A 20,720-nucleotide genomic window follows, 5' to 3' on the forward strand; every position below is an offset into this window, starting at 1 on the left:
CCCTCGCTCGCCCGTTCCCTGGTTCGGCTCAGCCCGCCGGAACCCCGCCCGCGATCAGTGTTGCTTGGAACCCGCGCCGGTGATCTCCGAGCTCAGCTGCCCGAAGTACTGGTTGTAGGCGTCGGTCGTCATCTTGTTGGCCTCGTCGGCGGAGTCGTAGGCGTTGGCCGCCTTGTCGACCGCGTCCGCGGCGTCGTGCATCGCCGTGATGAGGTCCTGCACGGTGGTGCGGGTCGAGTCGCGCAGGCCGCCCTCGCCGACGATCGGCTGGATGAGCTTGTCGTGCGCGGTGGCGAACACGCCCGGCTTGATGTTCACGGTGTCGAGCTGGCCCGGCAGCTTGGCCAGCGGGCCGTCGGCGAGCGTGCGCAGGTTCTGCGCGAACGTGTGCATCGCCTGGGTGTTCACCGCGGTGACGCCCTTGCCGGGGTGGTCCGCGCCGCCCGGGACCGGCGGCGCGGTGGAGACGTCACCGACCGGGATGTAGACGTTGCCCTGGTCGCCCGGGTCCTGATGGCCGGGGCTGTTGAACGCGCCCTCGGTCGACGGCGGGGTGTCGCTGTGCTGGTTGTTCGGGTTCGCGATCTGGGCGGTTTCGAAGACCACCGGGTCGAAAGCCATGGCGGGAGGAGTCCTTTCCGGTCTGTCGCGTTCGGACGAACCGGCCGGGGCGCGGCGGCTGACTGGCCGGGCCCCGGCCGGAGCGCGGGAGCCTCAGCGCTGCGCGAACCGCGTCGCGTTGGCGCTCTCGGTGCTCGACGTGCCCTCGTTGACGGTCGCCAGCGTGCGGCCGGCGGCGTCGAGCGACTGCGGGAGCGTCAGCGCCTGCTGGCGGCACCACTCGTAGGTCGACTGGAACTCGTCGGCCGCGCTGCCGAGCCAGTGCTCGCGCTGCGCGGTGATGGTGCGGTTCATCTGGTCGAGCAGCTCGGTGATCTGCTGCGACTGCTGCTGCGCGCGCCCGACCGTGGCTTCCATCTGCGCGAAGCTGATGGTGAACTGACCCAGAGCCATGGGTTTTCCTTTCCGATGTGGGAGTCCGGTCAGAAGCCGGGGAGGCCGCCGATGGTCGCCGCCTGCTGACGCACGTTCGAGGTGTTGTCCTCGTCCTGGCGGTCGTAGTCGTTCGCGCCGGTCGTGACGTGCTGGGAAAGCGTGTTCAGCCGGTCGACGATCGTCTGCACGGTGCGGTCGAACGTGCCCATCGCCTCGTGGAAGACCACGGCCGCGTCCGAGCGCCAGGTGCCCAGCAGCTCCTGCATCGTGGAGTCCACCTGGCGGTTCACGCCCGTGATGCCCTGGCCGGTGTCGGTGATGGTGCTAGCGCCTTGGCGCATGATCCCGGTGTCTACCTTGGCGCCGTTCTGAGCCGCCATTTTCGCCTCCTCGAATCCGTTGTTCTGCCCTGCCTCAACGGGGTCGGGCCGCCTCCGTCCACAAAGGAGTTCCGCGGGCCCCGGCATCGCCCCGCCCGGCACTCTCGACGCCGGAAGACGTGAAAGCCTGACGGAGACAGCACGATGATCGTATGGATGATTTCCGAAGGGCGCGCGACGCAGTTCCCTTAAGGACACACAGGCGCGAACGGTCGGGCAGAACCGGACATTCGTGGTCACCACCCAGCAAGACGGCCCCGAAATCCGGCCGCGGCGCCGGGTGGCTGCCCCTCCGGCCACGAATGTCTGCCCGCGAACGCCCGGCGCGCGCGGGAGCAACCCCTACGAAAGTCGCGGATTCATTCCACCGGCGAGGAATAGTCGCGCCGGAGCCGTGCGCGAATACGCGGCTTGTCCGGTGTGGACATTCTTATTTCTTCGGTACCGAACCGGATTTGGTGCGGTACCGCATCACTCATCCGGGGGATGCCGCGAAGACGAAACCACCCCGGTCTCCGCGGCGACCGGGGTGGTGGACGAACGGGCACTCAGGCGCGGCTGAAGAGCTTCCGGACGCGGCGGCGCACCGGCAGCCGGCCGGCGACGGCGTCCTCGAGCAGGGCGCCGACCGTCTCGCGGGCGCACGCCCGGTTCGCCCCGATGCCGCCGGACGGCCCCCGCTTGATCCAGCCCGCGACGTAGGTGCCCGGGTGGCCCTCGACGCGGCCCTCGACGTTCGGCACGGTTCCCGTCGCCTCGTCGAACGGCAGGCCCGGCACGCCGGTGCCGCGGAACCCGGCGGCCCGGACGACCCGGCCCGCGCCGATCTCGACGTCACCCCCGGCGCCGGTGACGCGCACGCCCCGGACCTCGGTGTCGCCGGTGAACGCGAGCGGCGCCGAGTGGAACCGCAGCACGACGCGGCGGCGGTCGTCCGGCGGCGGCGTGGACCAGTCCACGGTCTCGCGCGGCAGGCCGCGCAGCAACGCCGCCTTGCCTTCCCCTTGGTCGATCGCCGTCGCGACGCGCGGGTCGTGCGTATCGACCACGAGGTCGACGCCGGCGCGTTCGGCGAGGGCCAGCAGCTCCGGCCGCGTGTAAGCGGCGGTCACCGGGCCGTGGCGGGCGAGCAGCACGACCTCGCGCACCTTGCTCGACCGCAGCCGGGCCAGCGCGGCCGGGGCGATCTCCGTGCCCACCAGGCTCTCGGGGTCGGCGGTGAGGATGCGGGCGATGTCGAGGGCGACGTTGCCGGTGCCGACGACGGCCACCCGCTCGGCCGAGAGGTCGACGGCGCCGGGCGCGATGTCCGGGTGGCCGTTGTACCAGCCGACGACGGTCGCCGCGGCCAGGCTGCCGGGCAGCTCCTCCCCTGGGACGCCGAGGGGGCGGGCCGCTGTGGCGCCGACCGCGTAGACCACCGCGTCGTGCCGCGAAGCCAGCTCCGCCGCGGTGACGTCGCGGCCGACTTCGGTGCCGAGGCGCAGCCGCAGCCGCGGGTGGTCGTGGAACCGCGCGAACGTCTCGCCGATCTTCTTCGTCGACGGGTGGTCGGGCGCGACGCCGAAGCGGATCAGGCCGCCGGCCACCGGCAGGCGGTCGACCAGGGTGACCCGGGCGTCGGTGTGCAGCAGCAGGTCCTCGACGGCGTACATACCCGCCGGGCCACTGCCGACGACCGCGACGTCCAGCGGCGCGAAGTCGCTCGGGAGCACCCGGGTGAACGCCGGGGGCGCCCAGCGGTGGAAGTTGGGCGCGGCGCTCGCCCCGGCCAGCACGTCCTGGCCCGCGTAGTACTCGGCGTTGATCTCCTCGTAGGCCCGCAGCGGCCCGGTGAGGTCGCCGGCCGGGAAGATCGCGTCGACCGGGCACGCGTCGGCGCAGGCGCCGCAGTCGATGCAGGTGGCCGGGTCGACGTAGAGCATCTCGGTGCGGCCGAAGTCCGGCTCGTCCGGCGTCGGGTGGATGCAGTTGACCGGGCAGACCGACACGCAGGAGGCGTCGGCGCAGCAGGTCTGCGTGATCGCGAAGGCCATCTCGTAGACTCCGGGGCCGTCAGATCAGGTTCGCGCGCTTGTAGAACCACAGCGCCGGCTTGGTCAGCAGCCCGGCGGAGTGGAGGAACTCCATCAGCCCAGAGCAGCTCGAGCGCAGCATCGACTTGTGGTGCTGGTTGGCCTTCGCCTCGCGCCGGGCGCGCTCGCCGTCGAGCCCGGCGTTCTCGTACACCTGGTGGTTCACCATGCTGGTGACGATGAAGAACGACGCGATCGCGACGACCAGGGCGTTGATCTGCCGCCGCACCCAGCCGGCGCCCTCGAGCCGCTGACGGGTCTCCTCGCGCGCGAACTTCATGTGGCGCGACTCTTCGACGACGTGGATGTTGTTGATGGTCCGGACGAACGGGACGACGCGCTCGTCGCGCATCCAGTCGCGCTGCATGACGTCGAGGACCTCTTCGGCGACGAGGATCGCCGCGTAGGCGGCTTCGCCGGTCGCGGTGGCCTTGAAGATCCGGCCGGCCTCGACGACGAACCGGCGCGGGCGGTAAGCGGGCGCGCCCAGCTTCGCCGCGCCGCGGGCGAACATGATCGAGTGCCGGCACTCGTCGGCGATCTCGGTCAGCGCCCACTGGAACGCGGGATCGGTCGGGTCCTTGGCGTAGAAGTCCCGCAGGATCATCTGCTGCAGGATCATCTCGAACCAGATCCCGGTGCTCGCCACCGACGCCGCCTCGTGGCGGGTCAGCTCACGCTGCTGCGCCGGGGTCATCTCGGCCCAGTACGACGTCCCGTAGAGCGTGCTCCACTCGGGGCTGGCGCCGTGGAAGTCCCTGTCGAGCGGCGTCTCCCAGTCGACCTCCTTGACGGGGTCGTACGAGAGCTGCTCCGACGAGTCCAGCAGCCGGCGCGCGATGGTCTCGCGGTCCGACATCTCCGGCTCGCGTTCGCTGATGCTCGTCATGCCGACCTCCTCGTCATGGTGTTACCGCAGTTTACTGTTACCAACCGTAACACATAGATGTTCCAGTGCACACCCGTCCTCGGAGTCAGCGTTCGCGGAACTCGCTGGGTGGCGCGCCGAGCAGGCGGTGGAACATCGTGGTGAACGCGCCCGGGCCCGCGTAGCCGAGGCCGGTGGCCACCTCGGCCACCGGCGCACCCGCCGCGAGCAGCGGCAACGCGTGCAGCACGCAGGCACGACGCCGCCACGGCGCGAGGCCGAGCCCGGTCTCGGCGCGGAACCGGCGGTGCAGCGTCCGCTCGGCGACGTGCAGCCGGGCCGCCCAGGCCGCCGGCCGGACGTCGACGCGCGGTGCGGCGAGGAAGTCCTGGCACAGCCGGCGCAGCTCCGGGTCGGCCGGCAGCGGCAGGTCGAGCGGCAGCGGCGCGGCCCGGCGCAGTTCGTGCAGGACCAGCTGCAGCAGGACGGCGTCACGCCCGCGGGCGGCGTAGCGCGGTTCGATGTCGACCGCCTCCCGCAGCAGCTCGCGCAGCAACGGCGTCACCTCGACGACCCGGCAGCGGGCCGGGAACCACGGCACCGCACGGGGTTCGACGTACAGGCTGCGTGTGCTGACGCCGGTCATCCGGACCGCGTGCGGCGTGCCGGCGGGGATCAGCACGGCCCGGTGCGGCGGGACGGTCCACGCGCCGTCGGCCGTCTCGACGCGCATCGAGCCGGTGACGCCGTAGAGCACCTGGGCCCGGCGGTGGCGGTGCTCGGGGAGCACGTGCCGGGGCGGGTAGTCGGTGCCGATGGCGACGACGTCGCGGTCGAGGTCGTCCACGGTGTCGATGTGGGTGTTGCGCACGCCGTCGAGCCTAGGTGGCCGGAACTCGGAAGAACATGGCCGATCATCGAATGACCGCCAGCCGCGTCCGGCCTAGCGTTCCGGTACGTGCTTCTCTTCGGACTGGGCGTCCTCAGCGGCGTCACCACAGCGCTTTTCGGTTTCGGCGGCGGGTTCGTGACGGTCCCGGTGGTCTACGCCGTGGCCGCGACCGGCCCGGCCGCGATGCACGTCGCGGTCGGGACGTCCGCGGTGGTGATGCTGGTCAACTCGCTCGGCGCGACGATCACGGTCGTGCGCGCCGGCCGGCTGCGGCGCGCGTACGTCTGGCCGCTGGCCGCGTTCATCGCCGTCGGCGCGGGCCTCGGCGCGCTGGCCGCGACGAGCGTCCCGGACGGCGTGCTGCACGCGCTGTTCGCCGCGTACCTGGCCCTGACCATCCTGGACAGCGTCCTGCGGCGCGGGTTCCTCGGCGGCGGCCGGCCCCAGCGTTGAGCCGGGCCACCGTCACGGCCGGCGGCGTCGGAATCGGGGCGGTGGCGGGGTTCCTGGGCGTCGGCGGCAGCGTTCTGACGGTGCCGCTGCTGCGCCGGCGCGGCCTGCCGATGAGCGACGCGACAGCGCTGGCCAACCCGCTCAGCCTGCCGGTGGCCGCCGCGGCGACGGCCGTCTACCTGGCCGCGCCGGGGCCCGCGGCGATCGACCCGGCCGCCGCGGCGCTCCTGCTGGCCGGGTCCCTGCCGACGATCACGCTGCTGCGGCGGTGGTCCCCGGACATCCCGGATCGCGCGCACGCCGTGGCCTACCTCGGACTGCTGGCGGCGGCGCTGGTCACCGTCCTGGTGTGAGCCCGGCGCGCCTGGCCCGGCTCGATGACATTCCGGTGTACAGTCGTTCACTCAATCGTGTGGCGAACGGCAGGAACCGGTGACTCTCCACCCTGACTCTCCAGCCGGGCCGTTCGGCTCCGGGCTGCTCGGGCCCCTCGACCAGGACGTCCCCACGTTGCGGCGGCGCGTCCAGCTGCTGCTCACCGGGACGCTGATCGCCACCAACGTCATCGGCGCGCTGGTCGTGGTCGGCCTCGCGGCCCTGCTCATGCCCGCCCCGGGCCTGTCCGGCGCCCTCGTCCGGGTGACGGCGGTCGCGGTGCCCGCCTACGTCGTGTCCGCGGTGGTCGTCGGCGCACTCTGGGGCACCCGGGGCGCGCTGCGGACGCTGCGCTGGGCCGCCGACGGCCGTCGCCCGACCGACGCCGAGCGCGCCGCCAGCCTGCGCGTCCCGCTGCGGCTCACGATGATGCAGGCGGTGCTGTGGGGCGTCGCGACGGTGGTGTTCGCCGGGCTGGCCGCGCTGCTGCAACCGCACGTCGCGCTGACCGTGTTCCTGGTGGTCGCCTTCGCGAGTGTGGTGGTCTGCGCGATCGCGTACCTGTTCGGCGAGTTCGCCCTGCGGCCGTACGCGGCCCGCGCGCTCGCGGGCACGACGCCGGCGCGGCCGGTCAGCGGCGGCGTCAACCTGCGGATGCTGCTGTTCTGGTGCCTGGGCACCGGAGTACCGGTCGCCGGGCTGGTGGTCACGGCGGTGCTGGCCTGGGTGCGCGGCGACGTCTCCACCACGAAGCTGGCCGTGTCGGTGATCGCGTTGGGGCTGGTCGTGCTGTGCTTCGGCCTGCTGGTCACGGTGTTCACCGCCCGTGCGGTGGTGAACCCGATCCGGTCGGTCCAGGACGCGCTGGCCCGGGTGCGGGCGGGCGAGTTCGACGGCGAGATCCCGGTCTACGACGGTACCGAACTGGGCCTGCTGCAGGCCGGGTTCAACGGGATGGCCGCCGGGCTGCGGGAACGCGAGCGGATGCGGGACCTGTTCGGCCGGCACGTCGGGCACGAGGTCGCGGTCGAGGCCATGCGGGTGCCCACGGAGCTGGGCGGGACGGTGCGCACGGTGTCGGTGCTGTTCGTCGACCTGGTGGGCTCGACGGCGCTGGCCGCGAGCCGCCCGCCCGAGGAGGTCGTCGGCCTGCTCAACCGGTTCTTCGCCGTGGTGGTCGACGAGGTGGACCGCAACCACGGCCTGGTGAACAAGTTCGTCGGCGACGCGGTCCTGGCGATCTTCGGCGCGCCCACGCCGCTGGCCGATCACGCGACCTGCGCACTCGCGGCGGCCCGCGCGATCGCGGCCCGGCTGGCGACGGAGGTCCCGGACTGCCCGGCGGGCCTCGGCGTGGCCACGGGCGACGCGGTCGCGGGGAACGTCGGGGACCCACGCCGTTTCGAGTACACGGTGATCGGCGACCCGATCAACGAAGCGGCGCGGCTGACGGAGCTGGCGAAGAACGTCGAGGGGCGCCTGGTGGCGTCCTGGACGGCGGTCGAGTCGGCGACGCAGGACGAGGCGGGCCGGTGGTCGGCGACCGAGGAGGTCACCCTGCGCGGCCGCTCCCGCCCGACGACGCTGGCCACCCCGCGACGCTGACTCCTCCCGGCCGGGTCGCCGAAGTCCGTGAATGGCACATCGAGGGACTCTGAGTCCCTCGATGTGCCATTCACGGACTTCCTTGCGGCGGCGGGGATCCGAGGGGCGGGTGGGTGGTCAGGCGGGTGGGCCCAGCCACGTTGTCAGGGCTTCGCGGAGTCCCTCCGGATCCGCGCCGACGGCGGCCCAGGCCATGTGGCCGTCCGGGCGGATCAGGGCCGCCAGCTTCTGGTCCGGGAACGCCAGCGGGGTCGCCGTCACCAGCTCGACCCGGCTTTCCCACTCCGCCGCCACCTCTGCCGCGCCCGTACCGGTGTCCAGAACGACCGCGCGGCCGGAGCGGAAGCAGGGTGCCAGCGTCGTTCCGTCGGACAGGGGCAGGTCCGGCACGCGGTGGCCGATCAGCGGGAAGTCGCCCGGCAGGTCGTAGTGCTGCCAGCCGCCGCCGATCTTCGAGACGACGTACGTGGCGCCGTCCGGGGTGTCGAGCAGGTCCGCCAGCACCTCGCGCAACGCGTCCGCGCGCGGGCCGCGCTGGGTGCTCAGCGCCGTCTGCGCCATGCTCCAGTGCTGCACCCACTCGCCGATCGGGTGCCGCTCGGCGGTGTAGGTGTCCAGCAACGCGTCCGGGGCCACGCCGCGCGCGACGAGCGCGAGCTTCCAGCCCAGGTTGACCGCGTCGCCGAGGCCCAGGTTCATGCCCTGCCCGCCCGCCGGCGAGTGCACGTGGGCCGCGTCGCCGCACAGCAGCACCCGGCCACTCCGGTACGTCGTAGCTTGACGCGTCGTGTCGGCGTAGCGGGTGGCGACGTGCAGCCGCGTGACCCGGACGTCGGTGCCGCTCACCCGCCGCAGGCTGGCCTGGATCTCTTCCGCCGTCACCGGCGCGTCGCGGTCGGGCACGACCTCGTACTCGACGGTGTGCACCCGCGGCGGGCCGGAGCCGTCGTCCCAGCCACCGACCACATAGGACCCGTGCTCGCCCGCTTGCCAGCCGTCCGCGACCAGCTTGCCCGGGTCGTCCAGGTCCACGATGGCCTGACGGCCGGTGAACACCGGATCCACGCCGGGGAAGTCGATCCCGGCCAGCCGCCGCACGGCGCTGCGGCCGCCGTCGGCGCCGACCAGCCAGCCGGTCCGGATCGGACGTCCGATGTGGACGGTCACACCGTCCGCATCGGACTCGAACGCGGTCAGCGAGACCCCGCGCCGCACCTCGACGCCCAGTTCCGCGGCCCGGCGCTCGAAGATCGCCTCCAGATCACCCTGGGCGATCACTCCGGCGCCGAGGAACTCCTCGCCGGGTCCGGGCGGGCGCAGCCGGTCGATGCGGATGCCGATCCCGGCGAAGTGGCCGACGAAGACGTCCGGCCGCTCCCCCGTGTCCCCGGGTTCGAACTCGGGCAGCCCGGCGCCCCCGCCGAGCCACATCGCGGCCGCGCGTTCGACTTCGGGCAGCAGGCCGCGCAGGTGCAGCGCGTGCACCGACGGCGCGTTGACCGCGCGGGCCCCCATCGACCCGAACCGCGAGCGCGGCGGCTCCGTCTCGCGCTCGACGACCAGCACCCGGGCGCCGCCCAGGCGCAGCTCGCAGGCCAGCAGCAGGCCGACCGGGCCCGCGCCCGCGACCACCACGTCGTAGTCCATCTTTCCCCCTTGAGAACCCGGCAACATCGTTCCCGGTATCGCCACCGTAGCGAACTGGGTACAGTGTTCGCAATATCCGAGGAGGTTCCTTGCCGGCGAACGACCGCCCGCCGCTCTGGCTGCGCCCCGAACACGGGACGCGCGGGCCGAAACCGGCCCACACCCGCCGCGACGTCGCGGCCGCGGGCATCAGGATCGCCGACGCCGAGGGACTCGACGCCGTTTCGATGCGACGGATCGCCGCCGAGCTGGGCACCGGGACCACGTCGCTCTACCGGTACGTGTCCAAAAAGGACGACATCCTGCAGCTGATGGGCGACGAGGTGATCGGCGAGCTGCGCGGCACCGTGCTGCCTGGGGGCTGGCGGGACGCCCTGCGCGCCATCGCCCGGTCGATGCGCGCGACGGCCCTGCGGCACCCGTGGTACCCCGCGCTGGCCTCGGGCCGGCCGAACCACGGCCCCCACAGCCTGTGGTGGACGGAGCTGACGTTCTCGGCGTTCGACGGCGTCGACCTCGACACCGACGAGCTGCTCGCCAACCTCGGCACGCTCTCGTCGTTCGTCCTGGGCCACGTGCTGAGCGAACTGGGCGACCAGGAGGCGGCGCGGCTCTCCGGGCTCAGCCACGAGCAGTGGATGGAACGCGAAGGCGAGTACGGCCCGATGATCATGAACGGCGGGCAGTACCCGCGGTTCACCCGGGTGATGGTCGAAGCCGAGACGCCGCACGCGGCCGACCGCCGGGACCGGTGGTTCGAGGCGGGCCTGGAGCGGGTGCTCGCGGGCATCGCCGCCCACCTGCCCTGACGACGCTGACGACGCTCACACCGGCAGGACGCTCATGGGCGCCGGCGGCGGCAACGGCACCCCGGCGTGCTCGGCCCGGAACGAGTTCAGCAGGTAGGCGACGAGCCGCCGCGACGCCGTGCGCGTGGCCGCCGGGGAGTCCGCCGTCACCCCGTCGTTGGCCATGAGCACCAGCGCCAGATCGGTGATCGCGAAGTCGGCCCGCAGCTCGCCCGCCGCCTTCGCGCGGTCGATCAGCTCGGTGACGCGGCCCAGCGCCCGTTCCGCGGCGACGTCGGCCGGGAACGCCGTCGCGACCGCCGCGCTGAACCCGCGGTCGCACGCCTGCATCTCCCCCACCTTCTCGACGAGGGTGACGAACCCCCGCCACGGGTCCGGGTCGGCCAGCGCGTCGTCCACGACCGAGACGCACGTGTCGAACTGGTGCGAGAACACTTCGCCGACCAGTGCTTCCTTCGTCGGGAAGCGGCGGTACAGCGTGGCCATCCCGACGCCGGCGTGCCGGGCGACGGCGGCCATCGGCACGTCGAGGCCCCGGCGCGCGAAGAGGTCGTGGGCCACCTCGACGATGCGCTCGCGGTTGAGCCGGGCGTCCCGCCGCAACGGCGCCGGATGAGAAGGGTCGGCACTCATGTTTCTCACTTTACGCCAAGTGGACAGGTCTCTCCTCTTACGCGGCTACGGTGGCGGACAAGGAATGAGGAGGTCCGATGAGGACGAACGGCCGGCTGGTCGAACGCGCGGTCGGCGGGGTCAACCGCCGGGTGCTGGCCCTGCGCTCGTCACGCCGCTGGGGCGCGGCGGTGCGGCGGCACCTGACGATCGTGACGTACACGGGACGGCGCTCGGGCCGCACGTTCACCATCCCGGTGGGCTACCGGCACACGGGCGACGCGGTCGAGATCGGCGTCCGCATCCCGGGCAGGAAGAACTGGTGGCGCAACTTCACCGGCGAAGGCGGCCCGATCGCCGTCGAGCTGGACGGCACCGGCCGCACCGGCCACGCGGTCGCCCGCCAAGACGCGAAAGGCGGCGTGACGGTGACGGTGCGGCTGGCGCCGTAAGGGCAACGACGACTCCCAGCAGGGTCAGCGGCCGACGGCCAGCCCGGAGGCGACGGCCTTGACGCCGCCGACGCCGGGCACCTGGACCGGAACCGTGGTGTAGAAGGGATAGCTCACGACGCTGAGGCCCAGCTCGGAGGACTCGTTGCTGCCCCAGCCCCAGACCGTGCCGTCCGCGCGGACGGCGTAGCCACCGCCGGAAAACATCCCGATGGCCGTGGCGTCCGTCAGGTCGTGGACCGGGGCGGGCACCGGCGCCGAGCAGTTCGGACCGGTGCCGCCCGGCGGGCAGTCGACGCCGTTGCCCAGCCGGCCGCGTTCGTTGCCACCCCAGGAGAAGACGGTGCCGTCGGTGCGCAAGGCCATCGCTCCCGACGAGTCGCCGGTCACGGACTTGACGCCGGTCAGCCCGGACACCGCAACCGGGGTGCGGGAGAGGCACCCGGCGCACGCGACGCCGTTGCCGAGCTGGCCGCTCGTGTTGTCGCCCCAGGCCCAGACGGTGCCGTCGGCCTTGACGGCGTAGCCGGTGTAGCCGTCGCCCGCGCCGAGCGATGTCACGCCGGTGAGGCCGGACACGCGCACCGGGGTGGCCGAACTCGCCACCGTGGAACCGTTGCCCAGCTCGCCGCGGGTGTTGCTGCCCCACGCCCACACCGTGCCGTCGGACTTCAGGGCGTACGCGGTGTCGCCGGTGGCGGCGATGGCGGTGACGCCGGTCAGCCCGGACACCGCCACCGGGGCGTTGACGTCCTGCCCCCAGCGCCACACGGTTCCGTTGGCCCGCAAGGCGTATCCCTTGAAGTTGCCGGCCGCGACGGCCGTGACGGAGGTCAGGCCCAGCACCGGGACCGGGGCGTAGGAGGCGCTGCCCCACCAGCCGTTGCCGAGCCCGCCCGTCGGGTTGGGGCCCCAGGCCCGGACGGTGCCGTCGGCGCGCAGCGCGTACCCGGCGCCGGCCCGGCCGGCGACGGCCACGACGCCGTCCAGGCCGCTGACCGGACTCGGGATCCTGAGATCCTCGTGCTGCCGCCACGAGTAGTAGCCCCACGTCGAGACGCACCCGGACGTGCACTCGGGCCGCGGCACCGTGAAGTAGCCGAACAGGTCCGCCGACACGTCGAGGGAGCCGGCGCGGTTGTGCACGTAGGTCCAGCGGTCGGTCTGGGAGAAGGCCGGCGCCGAACTCGGCGCGGAGACGACCGGCGCGGTCGCCACCGAGATCGTCTGCCCGGCGGGAATGGTCACGCTCGGCTGCGGCTGGCCGGTCGAGGTGGAGTCCCACGCGGTGATGGCCGTCGTCGCGGTCGGCGCGTACCCGGTCAGGTTCATGGCGACGGCGATCGCGTCCGGCGGGATCGGCGGCTGCAACCAGTTCACGAGATCGCTGTTCGGGCCCAGCTTGCGCGCGACGCCGTTCTCGAGACCCAGGCCGGTGCGGCTGTCCAGGATCCGGACCGGGGCGACCGGGGTGAACAGGGCGCCGAAATCGGTGGCGTAGAAGCCGAGCACGACCGCGTCGACCGTCACGGTCCCGGCCAGGTTGTACAGGTCGATCGAGCGGTCGGCGCCGATCTTGACCGTGACCAGGTTCGACCCCGTGCCGCCCGGGTAGGCGGCCGCGCTGGCCATCGTCGGGCGCGGCGTGCTGTGCGGGAAGGCGCTGACGTAGGTGGCCGCGGTCGGCGTGCTCAGGTTCACGGCGAAGGTCACGGCGGTGGCGGTCGCGGGCACCTTGCCGGTCAGGTCGACCTTGGCCGTCGCCCCGGCGCCGAGGGTGCCCAGCGGCAGCCACGACGGGCTCAGCGGCGTGTACCGCGACTCCGCCGTGGTCGAGTAGTAGCCGAGGATGCTCGCGATCAGGTGGGTCGAGCCGGCCTCGTTGTAGAAGTCCAGCATCCGGTCGGCGCCGACCTGGACCGTGAGCTGGTTGGCGCGCCGCTTGCCCGCCTGGACCAGCAGGTTCGGCAGTGCGGGCCGGGCCTGGCCGTGGGTGAACACCGTGATCGCGCTGTCGGCCGTCGGGCTCTCCGCCCACAGGTTCACCACGACCGCGGTGGCGCCGGCGGGCGCCAGCGTGCCCGCGCTCGCCGTCACCGTCGTGTGCGGGCCGACGGTGCCGATCGGCACGCCGACACCGCGCACGGTGTCCAGGAACCGGGTCGGCTGCACGGCGGTAAAGCTCGACGCCGGCGAGTCGAGGGCAGCGGGCGCCGCGGCGGCGGTGACCCCGGTGCCGGTTGAGGCCAGCGTGAAGATCCCGGCGGCCAAAGCCACCACGCGGGATCTGAATGTCCACAGTGGACGTGACGTGCTCGCGGCAGCCCGCATGAATTCCCCCCAGAAAGCCCCATGACCGGCCGGAGGACTGTAACCCCGCCGGACGGCCCGCGGGTAGCGGCCGTTCGGCGCAGCGCCCGTGACGGCCACCACATCCGCGCACGGTGCAACCGTTCGGCGGGCCGGCGGCATCAGAGAGGTGTCCGCCCCCCCCTACGACGAAACGAGGTGGCGCCTTGCCCGCAGACGCCGGGTTCACCGAGTACGTGACGGCACGGGCCCCCTGGCTGCGCAAAGTCGCCTTCCTGCTCTGCGGGGACTGGCACCGGGCCGACGACCTGGTCCAGAGCGCCGTCACCAAGCTGTACACGCACTGGCCTCGCGCCGTCCGGGCCGGCAACCTGGACGGCTACGCGCGCCGGACGCTGGTCAACACCTTCCTGGCCGAGCAGCGGACGTCCTGGTGGCGGCTGGTCGACCTGCGCGCGGCCGACCACGACCCGCCGCCCACGGCCGGCTTCGACGTCGAGACGGCGCTCGACCTGCGTGCCGCGATCGACCGGCTGCCGCCGCGCCAGCGCGCGACCCTCGTGCTCCGCTACTACTGCGACCTGCCGGTGGGCGACGTCGCGAAGACGCTCGGCTGTTCCCCGGGCACCGTCAAGAGCCAGACCGCCCGGGCCGTGGACGCGCTCCGCGGCCTGCTGCCCGCCGAGTCCCTCACCCTCCCGGAGGTCACCGCATGACCGACCACGAACTGGCCGTGCGCCTGCAGGAACTCACCGACGAGCCCGCCCCGCCGATGGTGCTCGACCTCGACCGGGCCCGCCGGGACGGCGCCCGCCGGCGACGGCGCCGCACGATCGCGGCGGTCGCGGGGTGCGCCGCGGTCGTGCTCGCCGGCGGCCTGACCGCCGTGACGCTCACCCGGTCCCCTACCCCGGACGCACCCGTCGCCGCCCCGCCACCGCCGGTGGTGTCGGTCGCGCCGGCTCCCACCGACGATCCCCTGGTGGCCAGGGCGAGCTTCGGCTGGCTGCCCGGCGCCTTCACCGGCGTCGAATACGGCGTCGGCGCCCATGGCGACTACTCGCTGGCGATCGGCCGGGGCGACCTGGCGCCGATGATCTGGCTGGCGGTCTACGACAAGGAACCGCCGCTCGACCGGCTGAACCGGATGGGCGGGCACGCGGTGAGCGTCCCGGCCCGGATCGGCGACCGGACCGGCTACTGGGTCACGACCACCGCCGAGGACCCGCTCAACGGCGGCGACGCCTACCTGCGCTGGCCGACCGGGGACGGCCGCTGGGCCGAGCTGCATGGGTACTACCTCGACTTCCCGGACGTGCGGCAGTCGCTGGTGCGCGTCGCGGACGAAGTCACCTTCGCGAACAAGCCGGTGCCGCTGCCCCTGCGTATCAGCAGCCTGCCGGCGGGCTTCCACCTCGCGGACGGCCAGCTCTGGCGGCGGCCCGACCAGGACGGCACGCCGTGGAAGCTGCAGCTCTACTACTCGGTCAACGGCGCCGACGTGGTGATCGAGGTCGCACCGCCGGGCGGGACGGGGCCGAAGATGAGCAACCCGGTGTGCACCACGAAGAACGGCCTGAAGGCGTGCGTCACGGTCGACCGCCCGGCGGCCGCGGGCCTGGACGCGATCGGCGGCCCCCGGGGCCTGCTCGACCGCGTCACCCTGCTCGGGCCGGACGAGAAGAACTGGACCACGCACGTGATCGGCTGAAGATCAGGGTTCGGGATCCGAGCCCCGCCGGGACCCGGGTGCGCTTTCGCATCCGGGTCCCGGCGGGTCTTGAGCAGGCTCGCCACCGTGACCACGGCGAGGATGCCGAGGATCACGCCGAGGCTGAGCGGGGTGGGGATCTCCGGGAAACCCTCGTCGATGTCGACGTGCGCCCAGTGCAGGATCAGCTTCACGCCGATGAACGCGAGGATCACCGAGAGCCCGGTCGAGAGGTAGACGAGCCGGTCGAGCAGGCCCTTGACCAGGAAGTACAGCGCGCGCAGGCCCAGCAGCGCGAAGGCGTTCGCGGCGAACACGATGTAGGGCTCGTCGGTGACGCCGAAGACCGCCGGGATCGAGTCCAGCGCGAACAGCAGGTCGACGCCGCCGATGGCGACGAGCACCACGACGAGCGGGGTCACCAGCCGGCGGCCCGCCACCCTGGTCGTCAGCCGGCCGCCGTCGTAGTCGTCCGACAGCGGCAGCACCCGGCGGGCGGTGCGGACCACGACGTTGTTCTCGACGTCGGGATCCTCGTCGCGGTGGCGGAACAGCTGCACGCCGGTGTAGATCAGCAGCAGGCCGAACAGCAGGAACATGAAGGTGAACAGCGACAGCAGCGTCGCGCCGACGGCGATGAAGATCCCGCGCATGACCAGGGCCAGCACGATCCCGAAGGTGAGCACCTTGTGCTGGTGCTCCTCCGGGACGGCGAACGTGGTCATGATGATGACGAACACGAACAGGTTGTCGACCGACAGGCTCTTCTCGACGATGTAGCCGGCGAAGTACTCGGTGCCGAACTCACCGCCGTGGGCCAGCGTCAGCCACACCCCGAACACCACCGCGACCAGGATGTAGCCGACCGACCACGCGACTGCTTCGCGGAACCCGACCTTGTGCGGCCGGACCGCGGCGAGCACCAGGTCCAGCGCGAGCAGCCCGAGGATCACGGCCAGGGTGACCAGCCAGGTGCCGACCCCGATGTCCATTTCGTCCCCCGCTTCCGTTGTCACCGATGGTAGGGACATTTCGGCGTCCGCGCACGTGGAGTCCACAGTGGACGGACACCGGGGCCGCCCGGTTTCCGGGTATCCTTCGCACCGGGGACGAGAGCGAAACGAGGTGCGCGGTGTCCGTGGGCGAGCGGATCCCGGAGGGTGTCGACATCAAGCTGCCCAGCGCGGCCCGGGTCTACGACTGGCTGCTCGGCGGCAGCCACAACTTCGACGCCGACCGCGTCGTCGGCGAACGGGTGATGGCGGTCCTGCCGTCGGGCCGGCAGGTGGCCGCGTCCAACCGGGCCTTCCTGCGCCGGGCCGTGCGGTACATGATCGACCGGGGTGTCACGCAGTTCCTCGACCTGGGGTCCGGCATCCCCACGGTCGGCAACGTGCACGAGGTCGCGCAGGCTCTGGACCCCGCGTGCCGGGTGGTCTACGTCGACTACGACGAGGTCGCCGTCGCCCACAGCCGGCTCATCCTCGAGGGCAACCGCGACGCCGTCGTCGTCGAGGCCGACCTCTGCCGCCCGCGGACCGTGCTGACCGACCCGGCCGTGCGGGCGCTGCTGGACTTCGACCGGCCGATCGGGCTGCTCATGGTGGCCGTGTTCCACTTCGTCCCGGACGACCTGCGCCCGGCCGAGATCGTCGCCGACTACCGCGCGGCCCTGCCGACGGGCAGCTTCGTCGCGCTGTCGCACCTGACCGCCGACCACGCGCCCCGCGAGATGGCGGCGGTCGCGGACGCGATGCGGCACAGCCGGGACCCGATGTACTTCCGCCCCTACAGCGAGGTCGCGGCCCTGTTCGACGGGCTGGAGCTGGTCGAGCCGGGTGTGGTGAGCGCCCCGCTCTGGCACCCCGAACCGGGCATCCGCGACGCCGAACCGGACGACGTCTACGCCGGCGTGGGCCGCAAGCCCTAGCGCGCCCGTTCGGCGTCGGTCACGTCCTCGACCTCGTCGGCGTCCATCGCCTTCGTGTCGCGCGGCGGCAGGAAGGGCTCGTCCTCGCTCTCCTGGCCGCCTTCGATGCCGCGGCCGCGGGCGAGCTCGGCGTCCAGCTCGGCGCCGAGCAGCACCGCGAGGTTGGAGATCCACAGCCACACCAGGAACACGATGATCCCGGCCAGCGAGCCGTAGGTCTTGTTGTAGGAACCGAAGTTCGCGACGTACAACGCGAACCCCGCCGACGCCGCCACCCACAGCACGACCGCCAGCAGCCCGCCCGGGGTCAGCCACTTGAAGCCCGGCTGCCGCACGTTGGGGCCCACCCAGTACAGCAGCGCGAACGTCAGGCTGATCAGGACCGCGATCACCGGCCACTTCGCGATCTCCCACACCTGCACCCCGGTCGGGCCGAGCCCGACGAGGTCGCCGAGCCGCCGCGCTATCGTGCCCGTCGCCACGACGCCCAGCGCGCACGCGGCCAGCAGTGCCACGATGCCGATCGTCAACCCGAGCCGCAGCGGCAGGACCTTCCACAGTGGACGGCCCTCCGGCATGCCGTAGATCGCGTTGCCCGCCCGCATGAACGCGCCGACGTACCCGGACGCCGACCACAGCGCGCCGAGCAGCCCGAGCACCGCCACCGGGCCGGCGAGGCCGCGCGAACCGGACAGCTCCTTGATCGCGCCGACGAGGATTTCCCGCCCCTGGCCGGGCACGACCTGGTTGATGTTGTCGATCACGGTCTGCGTCGGGCCGGGGCCGAGCAGGCCCAGCAACGAGGTCAGGACGACCAGCCCGGGGAAGATCGAGAGCACGCCGTAGTAGGTCAGCGCGGCCGCCCAGTCGGTCAGGTTGTCCCGGCCGAACTGCTTGACGGTGCGTTTGAGTACCTCCCACCACGACCGCCGCGACAGCTCGGTCGGACCCTCGGGTTGTTTCCGTCGCTCGTGCACGTAATCATCTCCTGCCTCGTCGCCGCGGGGCATACCCGATCGGGGCGAGGAGAAACCCGGTCGAGTGACTCAGCCGTCCTTGCGGGCGTCGTAGGCCTCGTTCGCCGCCATCACGTCCGGCATCTGGCCTTCGACGTCGTGGATCAGGTTCACCAGCAGCGTCGCGGTGCGCCGGCCGCGCGGGGTGAGGCTGTACTCGACCTTCGGCGGGATGGTCGGCTGGGCCTCGCGCAGCACGAAGCCGTCGCGCTCCAGGGCCTGCAGGGTCTGGGCCAGCATCTTCTCGCTGACGCCGGTGACGCGGCGGCGCAGCGCGTTGAACCGGAAGGTGCCGTCGTAGAGCGCGGCCATCGCGAGGATCCCCCAGCGCCCGGTGATGTGCTCGAGCGTGGACCGGGACGTGCACGCCTGCGCGAACACGTCGAACACCACCTGCCCGTGCTCGTCCACCCACTCCGGCGCTTCCGTCATGCCCCCACGGTACCGGGCAGACAGCACAATCCCCAGTGACGGTACTCACCATCGGTTTGCACTTCCTGAAAGTTAGTACACTCTCAAGGTAAGCAACCCGACCTGAGGAGTTACGCATGATCGTGGTCACCGGCGCCACCGGACAGCTCGGCCGCCTGGTCGTGGACGGCCTGCTCGAGAAGACCTCGCCCGGCCAGGTCGTCGCCGCCGTGCGCGACCCGCGGAAGGCCGACGACCTCGCCGCCCGCGGCGTGCAGGTCCGCGAGGCCGACTACGACCGGCCCGAGACCCTCGCGGCCGCCTTCGCGGGTGCGGAGAAGGTCCTGCTGATCTCCAGCAGCACGCCCGGCCGGCGGCTCGCGCAGCACCAGGCCGTCATCGACGCCGCCCGCGAGGCCGGCGTGCGCCACCTCGCCTACACGAGCGTCCTGTACGCCGACACGACGAAGATCTTCGTCGCGCCCGACCACAAGGCTACCGAGCGGCTGATCCACGAGGCGGGCATCCCGTTCACCGTCCTGCGCAACGGCTGGTACACCGAGAACTACGCGGCGACGGTTCAGCAGGCCCTCGCCACCGGGTCGTTCGCCGGCAGCGCGGGCGACGGCCGGCTCGGCGGCGTCCCCCGGCTCGACTACGCGCAGGCGGCGGTCGCCGTCATGACCGGGGACGGCCACACCGGGAAGACGTACGAGCTGGCGGGCGACAACGCGTGGAGCTACGCCGACTTAGCCGCGGCGATCACCGAAGCATCCGGAACTCCCGTGACGTACCAGGACGTCCCGTCGGAAGAGCACCGGAAGCTCCTCGGCGCGGCGGGCCTGCCCGACCCGGTGGCCGACATGCTGGCCGACGCCGACCGCGGCATCCGCGACGGCGAACTGACCACCACCAGCGGCGACTTGAGCACCCTGATCGGCCGCCCGACGACGCCACTGGCCGACGCGGTCGCGGCCCTCGTCAAGGGCTGACAGGCCCCGTCAGTCCGTCGAACCGGTGACGACGAGCCGCCTGGCCGTGAGCTTGCGGTCCACCAGGGCCGCGAGCACGGCCAGGCCGGTGATCGCCGCCGCGCCCAGCAGCAGGGCCCGGCCGCCGAGCCCGCTCGCGGTGCCGGCGAGGGCGGCGCCCACCGCCGCCATCGCGACCTTCAGCCCGGCGCTCGTCACGAACACCTGTGCCTGCGCGCCCGCCGGGGCGTAGGCGCTGCGGGAGGCCAGCGTCGCGGTGAAGGACGTCGCGTTCGCCAGGCCCAGCGCGGCGAATCCCGCGACCGCGAGGCCGTAGCCCGGGGCCAGCGCGCACACCGCCGTCGCCACGGCCATCGCGGCGAACAGCCGGACCGCCTGCACCTCGGGTTCCCCGCGCAACGGCCACACCGTCACCAGCGCCGATCCCAGGAGGCTGCCCGCGCCGTAGGCCACGGTCAGCGCGGCCCCCGCCGTGGCCGTGCCGTGCAGGTCCCGGCCGAACGCGACGGCGACCACCGGCAGCGCCCCCAGCTCGACCGCGCCCAGCAGCGTCAGCACCGTGACGCGGCGCAGCGGCGGGCGCGTCACCAGGATCCCGAGCCCGGCGCGCAGGCCCAGGGCTTCGCGGGGCGTCCGTCCGGTGCCGAGTGGCAACGTCAGTGCCAGGCCGGCGGCGACCAGGGCCGCGGTCGCCAGCCCGAGCAGCGCGTCGACCGGGCCGGTCACGCCGGCGAGCCCGGCCGTCGCCGCGGGGCCGAGGGTGCCGCCGATCCCGTAGGACAACGCGTCCCAGCCCTGCCGGCGCCGGTTCGGGCCGAGGTCGTCGAGCACGCTGCTCAGCCCGCCGGTCAGCAGCGGCCCGCAACACCCGGCGACGGCCACCACCAGCACCGTCACGACCAGCGACGTCCGGCCGAGCGCCAGCGCGCCGGCGGCCAGGGCCACGCCGTAAACCAGGTAGGACGCCGCCAGCAGCCGCCGGGGTTCGCGGGTCCGGTCCAGCCGGGCCGCCAGCCACGGCCCCAGCAGGTGCGGCGCGTTGAGCGCGGCGACGAGCAGGCCACCCACCGCCGCCGGCTGGTGCTGGTCGGCGGCGAGCAGGACCAGCCCGACCGTGGCGCCGCTGTCGGCCCCGCGGACCAGCACCGCCGCCGTCAAGTAGCGCGTCAAGCCGGACATCACACCC

At 72.8% G+C, this 20,720-nt stretch carries 21 protein-coding genes and 1 pseudogene; 9 read left to right on the forward strand and 13 right to left on the reverse strand.

What is annotated here, in order from left to right:
* Window positions 1–54: 54 nt before the first annotated feature.
* The 6 genes from ACLJQZ_RS33635 to ACLJQZ_RS33660 form a co-directional block, all read right to left on the reverse strand.
* Window positions 55–621, reverse strand: a complete 567-nt coding sequence (locus ACLJQZ_RS33635; RefSeq protein WP_328456882.1) for a hypothetical protein — start codon at window positions 619–621, stop codon at window positions 55–57.
* 93 nt (window positions 622–714) lie between these two features.
* Window positions 715–1,014, reverse strand: a complete 300-nt coding sequence (locus ACLJQZ_RS33640) for a WXG100 family type VII secretion target (protein ID WP_247050428.1) — start codon at window positions 1,012–1,014, stop codon at window positions 715–717.
* 29 nt (window positions 1,015–1,043) lie between these two features.
* Window positions 1,044–1,376 carry a WXG100 family type VII secretion target gene (locus tag ACLJQZ_RS33645; protein ID WP_247050426.1) on the reverse strand — a complete coding sequence of 111 codons (333 nt, stop codon included), beginning with the start codon at window positions 1,374–1,376 and terminating at the stop codon, window positions 1,044–1,046.
* Between the two features lie 548 nt (window positions 1,377–1,924).
* On the reverse strand, window positions 1,925–3,412 hold the full coding sequence (locus ACLJQZ_RS33650) for an FAD-dependent oxidoreductase (RefSeq protein WP_410623854.1): 1,488 nt from the start codon (window positions 3,410–3,412) through the stop codon (window positions 1,925–1,927).
* Window positions 3,413–3,431: 19 nt separating this feature from the next.
* Window positions 3,432–4,340, reverse strand: coding sequence for an AurF N-oxygenase family protein (locus tag ACLJQZ_RS33655; protein WP_410623856.1), 909 nt, complete (start codon window positions 4,338–4,340; stop codon window positions 3,432–3,434).
* Window positions 4,341–4,425: 85 nt separating this feature from the next.
* Entirely contained in the window at window positions 4,426–5,190 is a 765-nt protein-coding gene (locus ACLJQZ_RS33660) for an AraC family transcriptional regulator (RefSeq protein ID WP_410623858.1), read from the reverse strand.
* Window positions 5,191–5,277: 87 nt separating this feature from the next.
* On the opposite strand from ACLJQZ_RS33660, the gene ACLJQZ_RS33665 reads away from it, so the two are divergent.
* The 3 genes from ACLJQZ_RS33665 to ACLJQZ_RS33675 all read left to right on the forward strand — a co-directional run bounded on the left by ACLJQZ_RS33665 (window position 5,278) and on the right by ACLJQZ_RS33675 (window position 7,644).
* The gene (locus tag ACLJQZ_RS33665; protein WP_410623859.1) at window positions 5,278–5,664 is read left to right on the forward strand and encodes a TSUP family transporter; all 387 of its coding nucleotides are present in this window, start codon (window positions 5,278–5,280) and stop codon (window positions 5,662–5,664) included.
* Entirely contained in the window at window positions 5,661–6,017 is a 357-nt protein-coding gene (locus ACLJQZ_RS33670) for a TSUP family transporter (protein WP_410623860.1), read from the forward strand. Before ACLJQZ_RS33665 ends, ACLJQZ_RS33670 begins: the two co-directional genes overlap by 4 nt.
* Window positions 6,018–6,096: 79 nt before the next feature.
* Window positions 6,097–7,644: an adenylate/guanylate cyclase domain-containing protein gene (locus ACLJQZ_RS33675; RefSeq protein ID WP_410623862.1), complete on the forward strand. Its 1,548-nt coding sequence runs from the start codon at window positions 6,097–6,099 to the stop codon at window positions 7,642–7,644.
* 117 nt (window positions 7,645–7,761) lie between these two features.
* Here the strand turns inward: ACLJQZ_RS33675 and ACLJQZ_RS33680 are convergent, their stop codons facing one another.
* Window positions 7,762–9,291: an FAD-dependent monooxygenase gene (locus ACLJQZ_RS33680; RefSeq protein WP_410623864.1), complete on the reverse strand. Its 1,530-nt coding sequence runs from the start codon at window positions 9,289–9,291 to the stop codon at window positions 7,762–7,764.
* A gap of 89 nt (window positions 9,292–9,380) precedes the next feature.
* Here ACLJQZ_RS33680 and ACLJQZ_RS33685 point away from each other — a divergent pair, with 89 nt between their 5' ends.
* Window positions 9,381–10,100, forward strand: a complete 720-nt coding sequence (locus ACLJQZ_RS33685) for a TetR/AcrR family transcriptional regulator (protein ID WP_410623866.1) — start codon at window positions 9,381–9,383, stop codon at window positions 10,098–10,100.
* A 15-nt stretch (window positions 10,101–10,115) separates the two neighbouring features.
* Here ACLJQZ_RS33685 and ACLJQZ_RS33690 read toward each other — a convergent pair whose 3' ends face one another.
* Entirely contained in the window at window positions 10,116–10,733 is a 618-nt protein-coding gene (locus tag ACLJQZ_RS33690) for a TetR/AcrR family transcriptional regulator (protein WP_410623868.1), read from the reverse strand.
* A gap of 77 nt (window positions 10,734–10,810) precedes the next feature.
* Here ACLJQZ_RS33690 and ACLJQZ_RS33695 point away from each other — a divergent pair, with 77 nt between their 5' ends.
* On the forward strand, window positions 10,811–11,164 hold the full coding sequence (locus ACLJQZ_RS33695) for a hypothetical protein (protein ID WP_410623869.1): 354 nt from the start codon (window positions 10,811–10,813) through the stop codon (window positions 11,162–11,164).
* A gap of 24 nt (window positions 11,165–11,188) precedes the next feature.
* On the opposite strand, the gene ACLJQZ_RS33700 is transcribed toward ACLJQZ_RS33695, so the two are convergent.
* Window positions 11,189–13,444 carry an RCC1 domain-containing protein gene (locus ACLJQZ_RS33700; protein WP_410623871.1) on the reverse strand — a complete coding sequence of 752 codons (2,256 nt, stop codon included), beginning with the start codon at window positions 13,442–13,444 and terminating at the stop codon, window positions 11,189–11,191.
* A 236-nt stretch (window positions 13,445–13,680) separates the two neighbouring features.
* Here ACLJQZ_RS33700 and ACLJQZ_RS33705 point away from each other — a divergent pair, with 236 nt between their 5' ends.
* Window positions 13,681–14,190, forward strand: coding sequence for a SigE family RNA polymerase sigma factor (locus tag ACLJQZ_RS33705; RefSeq protein ID WP_410623872.1), 510 nt, complete (start codon window positions 13,681–13,683; stop codon window positions 14,188–14,190).
* The gene (locus ACLJQZ_RS33710) at window positions 14,187–15,185 is read left to right on the forward strand and encodes a hypothetical protein (protein ID WP_410623874.1); all 999 of its coding nucleotides are present in this window, start codon (window positions 14,187–14,189) and stop codon (window positions 15,183–15,185) included. The genes ACLJQZ_RS33705 and ACLJQZ_RS33710 overlap by 4 nt, the downstream gene beginning before the upstream one ends.
* A 32-nt stretch (window positions 15,186–15,217) precedes the next feature.
* Here the strand turns inward: ACLJQZ_RS33710 and ACLJQZ_RS33715 are convergent.
* Window positions 15,218–16,177, reverse strand: a pseudogene (locus ACLJQZ_RS33715) (TerC/Alx family metal homeostasis membrane protein); the annotation flags it as partial.
* A 146-nt stretch (window positions 16,178–16,323) separates the two neighbouring features.
* Here ACLJQZ_RS33715 and ACLJQZ_RS33720 point away from each other — a divergent pair.
* Window positions 16,324–17,115, forward strand: a complete 792-nt coding sequence (locus tag ACLJQZ_RS33720) for an SAM-dependent methyltransferase (protein ID WP_410623876.1) — start codon at window positions 16,324–16,326, stop codon at window positions 17,113–17,115.
* On the opposite strand, the gene ACLJQZ_RS33725 is transcribed toward ACLJQZ_RS33720, so the two are convergent.
* On the reverse strand, window positions 17,112–18,125 hold the full coding sequence (locus ACLJQZ_RS33725) for a YihY/virulence factor BrkB family protein (RefSeq protein WP_410623878.1): 1,014 nt from the start codon (window positions 18,123–18,125) through the stop codon (window positions 17,112–17,114). The two genes, ACLJQZ_RS33720 and ACLJQZ_RS33725, sit on opposite strands and share 4 nt — an antisense overlap.
* Before the next feature lie 36 nt (window positions 18,126–18,161).
* Window positions 18,162–18,563, reverse strand: a complete 402-nt coding sequence (locus tag ACLJQZ_RS33730; protein ID WP_247050403.1) for a winged helix-turn-helix transcriptional regulator — start codon at window positions 18,561–18,563, stop codon at window positions 18,162–18,164.
* Window positions 18,564–18,679: 116 nt separating this feature from the next.
* On the opposite strand from ACLJQZ_RS33730, the gene ACLJQZ_RS33735 reads away from it, so the two are divergent.
* On the forward strand, window positions 18,680–19,534 hold the full coding sequence (locus ACLJQZ_RS33735) for an SDR family oxidoreductase (protein ID WP_410623880.1): 855 nt from the start codon (window positions 18,680–18,682) through the stop codon (window positions 19,532–19,534).
* A gap of 9 nt (window positions 19,535–19,543) precedes the next feature.
* Here the strand turns inward: ACLJQZ_RS33735 and ACLJQZ_RS33740 are convergent, their stop codons facing one another.
* Complete coding sequence (locus ACLJQZ_RS33740) at window positions 19,544–20,713, reverse strand: MFS transporter (protein WP_410623882.1); 1,170 nt, start codon at window positions 20,711–20,713, stop codon at window positions 19,544–19,546.
* Window positions 20,714–20,720: the final 7 nt, after the last annotated feature.

The sequence above is a fragment of the Amycolatopsis sp. cmx-8-4 genome, assembly GCF_046548675.1.
Classification (GTDB): Bacteria; Actinomycetota; Actinomycetes; order Mycobacteriales; family Pseudonocardiaceae; genus Amycolatopsis.

What these genes read in the sequence shown, in the direction of transcription:
- ACLJQZ_RS33645 (WP_247050426.1), bottom strand. Translation starts at nt 1,376, where the DNA reads ATGGCGGCTCAGAACGGCGCCAAGGTAGACACCGGGATCATGCGCCAA.
- ACLJQZ_RS33725 (WP_410623878.1), bottom strand. Translation starts at nt 18,125, where the DNA reads ATGCCCCGCGGCGACGAGGCAGGAGATGATTACGTGCACGAGCGACGG.
- ACLJQZ_RS33680 (WP_410623864.1), bottom strand. Translation starts at nt 9,291, where the DNA reads ATGGACTACGACGTGGTGGTCGCGGGCGCGGGCCCGGTCGGCCTGCTG.
- ACLJQZ_RS33655 (WP_410623856.1), bottom strand. Translation starts at nt 4,340, where the DNA reads ATGACGAGCATCAGCGAACGCGAGCCGGAGATGTCGGACCGCGAGACC.
- ACLJQZ_RS33690 (WP_410623868.1), bottom strand. Translation starts at nt 10,733, where the DNA reads ATGAGTGCCGACCCTTCTCATCCGGCGCCGTTGCGGCGGGACGCCCGG.
- ACLJQZ_RS33650 (WP_410623854.1), bottom strand. Translation starts at nt 3,412, where the DNA reads ATGGCCTTCGCGATCACGCAGACCTGCTGCGCCGACGCCTCCTGCGTG.
- ACLJQZ_RS33710 (WP_410623874.1), top strand. Translation starts at nt 14,187, where the DNA reads ATGACCGACCACGAACTGGCCGTGCGCCTGCAGGAACTCACCGACGAG.
- ACLJQZ_RS33735 (WP_410623880.1), top strand. Translation starts at nt 18,680, where the DNA reads ATGATCGTGGTCACCGGCGCCACCGGACAGCTCGGCCGCCTGGTCGTG.
- ACLJQZ_RS33635 (WP_328456882.1), bottom strand. Translation starts at nt 621, where the DNA reads ATGGCTTTCGACCCGGTGGTCTTCGAAACCGCCCAGATCGCGAACCCG.
- ACLJQZ_RS33640 (WP_247050428.1), bottom strand. Translation starts at nt 1,014, where the DNA reads ATGGCTCTGGGTCAGTTCACCATCAGCTTCGCGCAGATGGAAGCCACG.
- ACLJQZ_RS33695 (WP_410623869.1), top strand. Translation starts at nt 10,811, where the DNA reads ATGAGGACGAACGGCCGGCTGGTCGAACGCGCGGTCGGCGGGGTCAAC.
- ACLJQZ_RS33730 (WP_247050403.1), bottom strand. Translation starts at nt 18,563, where the DNA reads ATGACGGAAGCGCCGGAGTGGGTGGACGAGCACGGGCAGGTGGTGTTC.
- ACLJQZ_RS33740 (WP_410623882.1), bottom strand. Translation starts at nt 20,713, where the DNA reads ATGTCCGGCTTGACGCGCTACTTGACGGCGGCGGTGCTGGTCCGCGGG.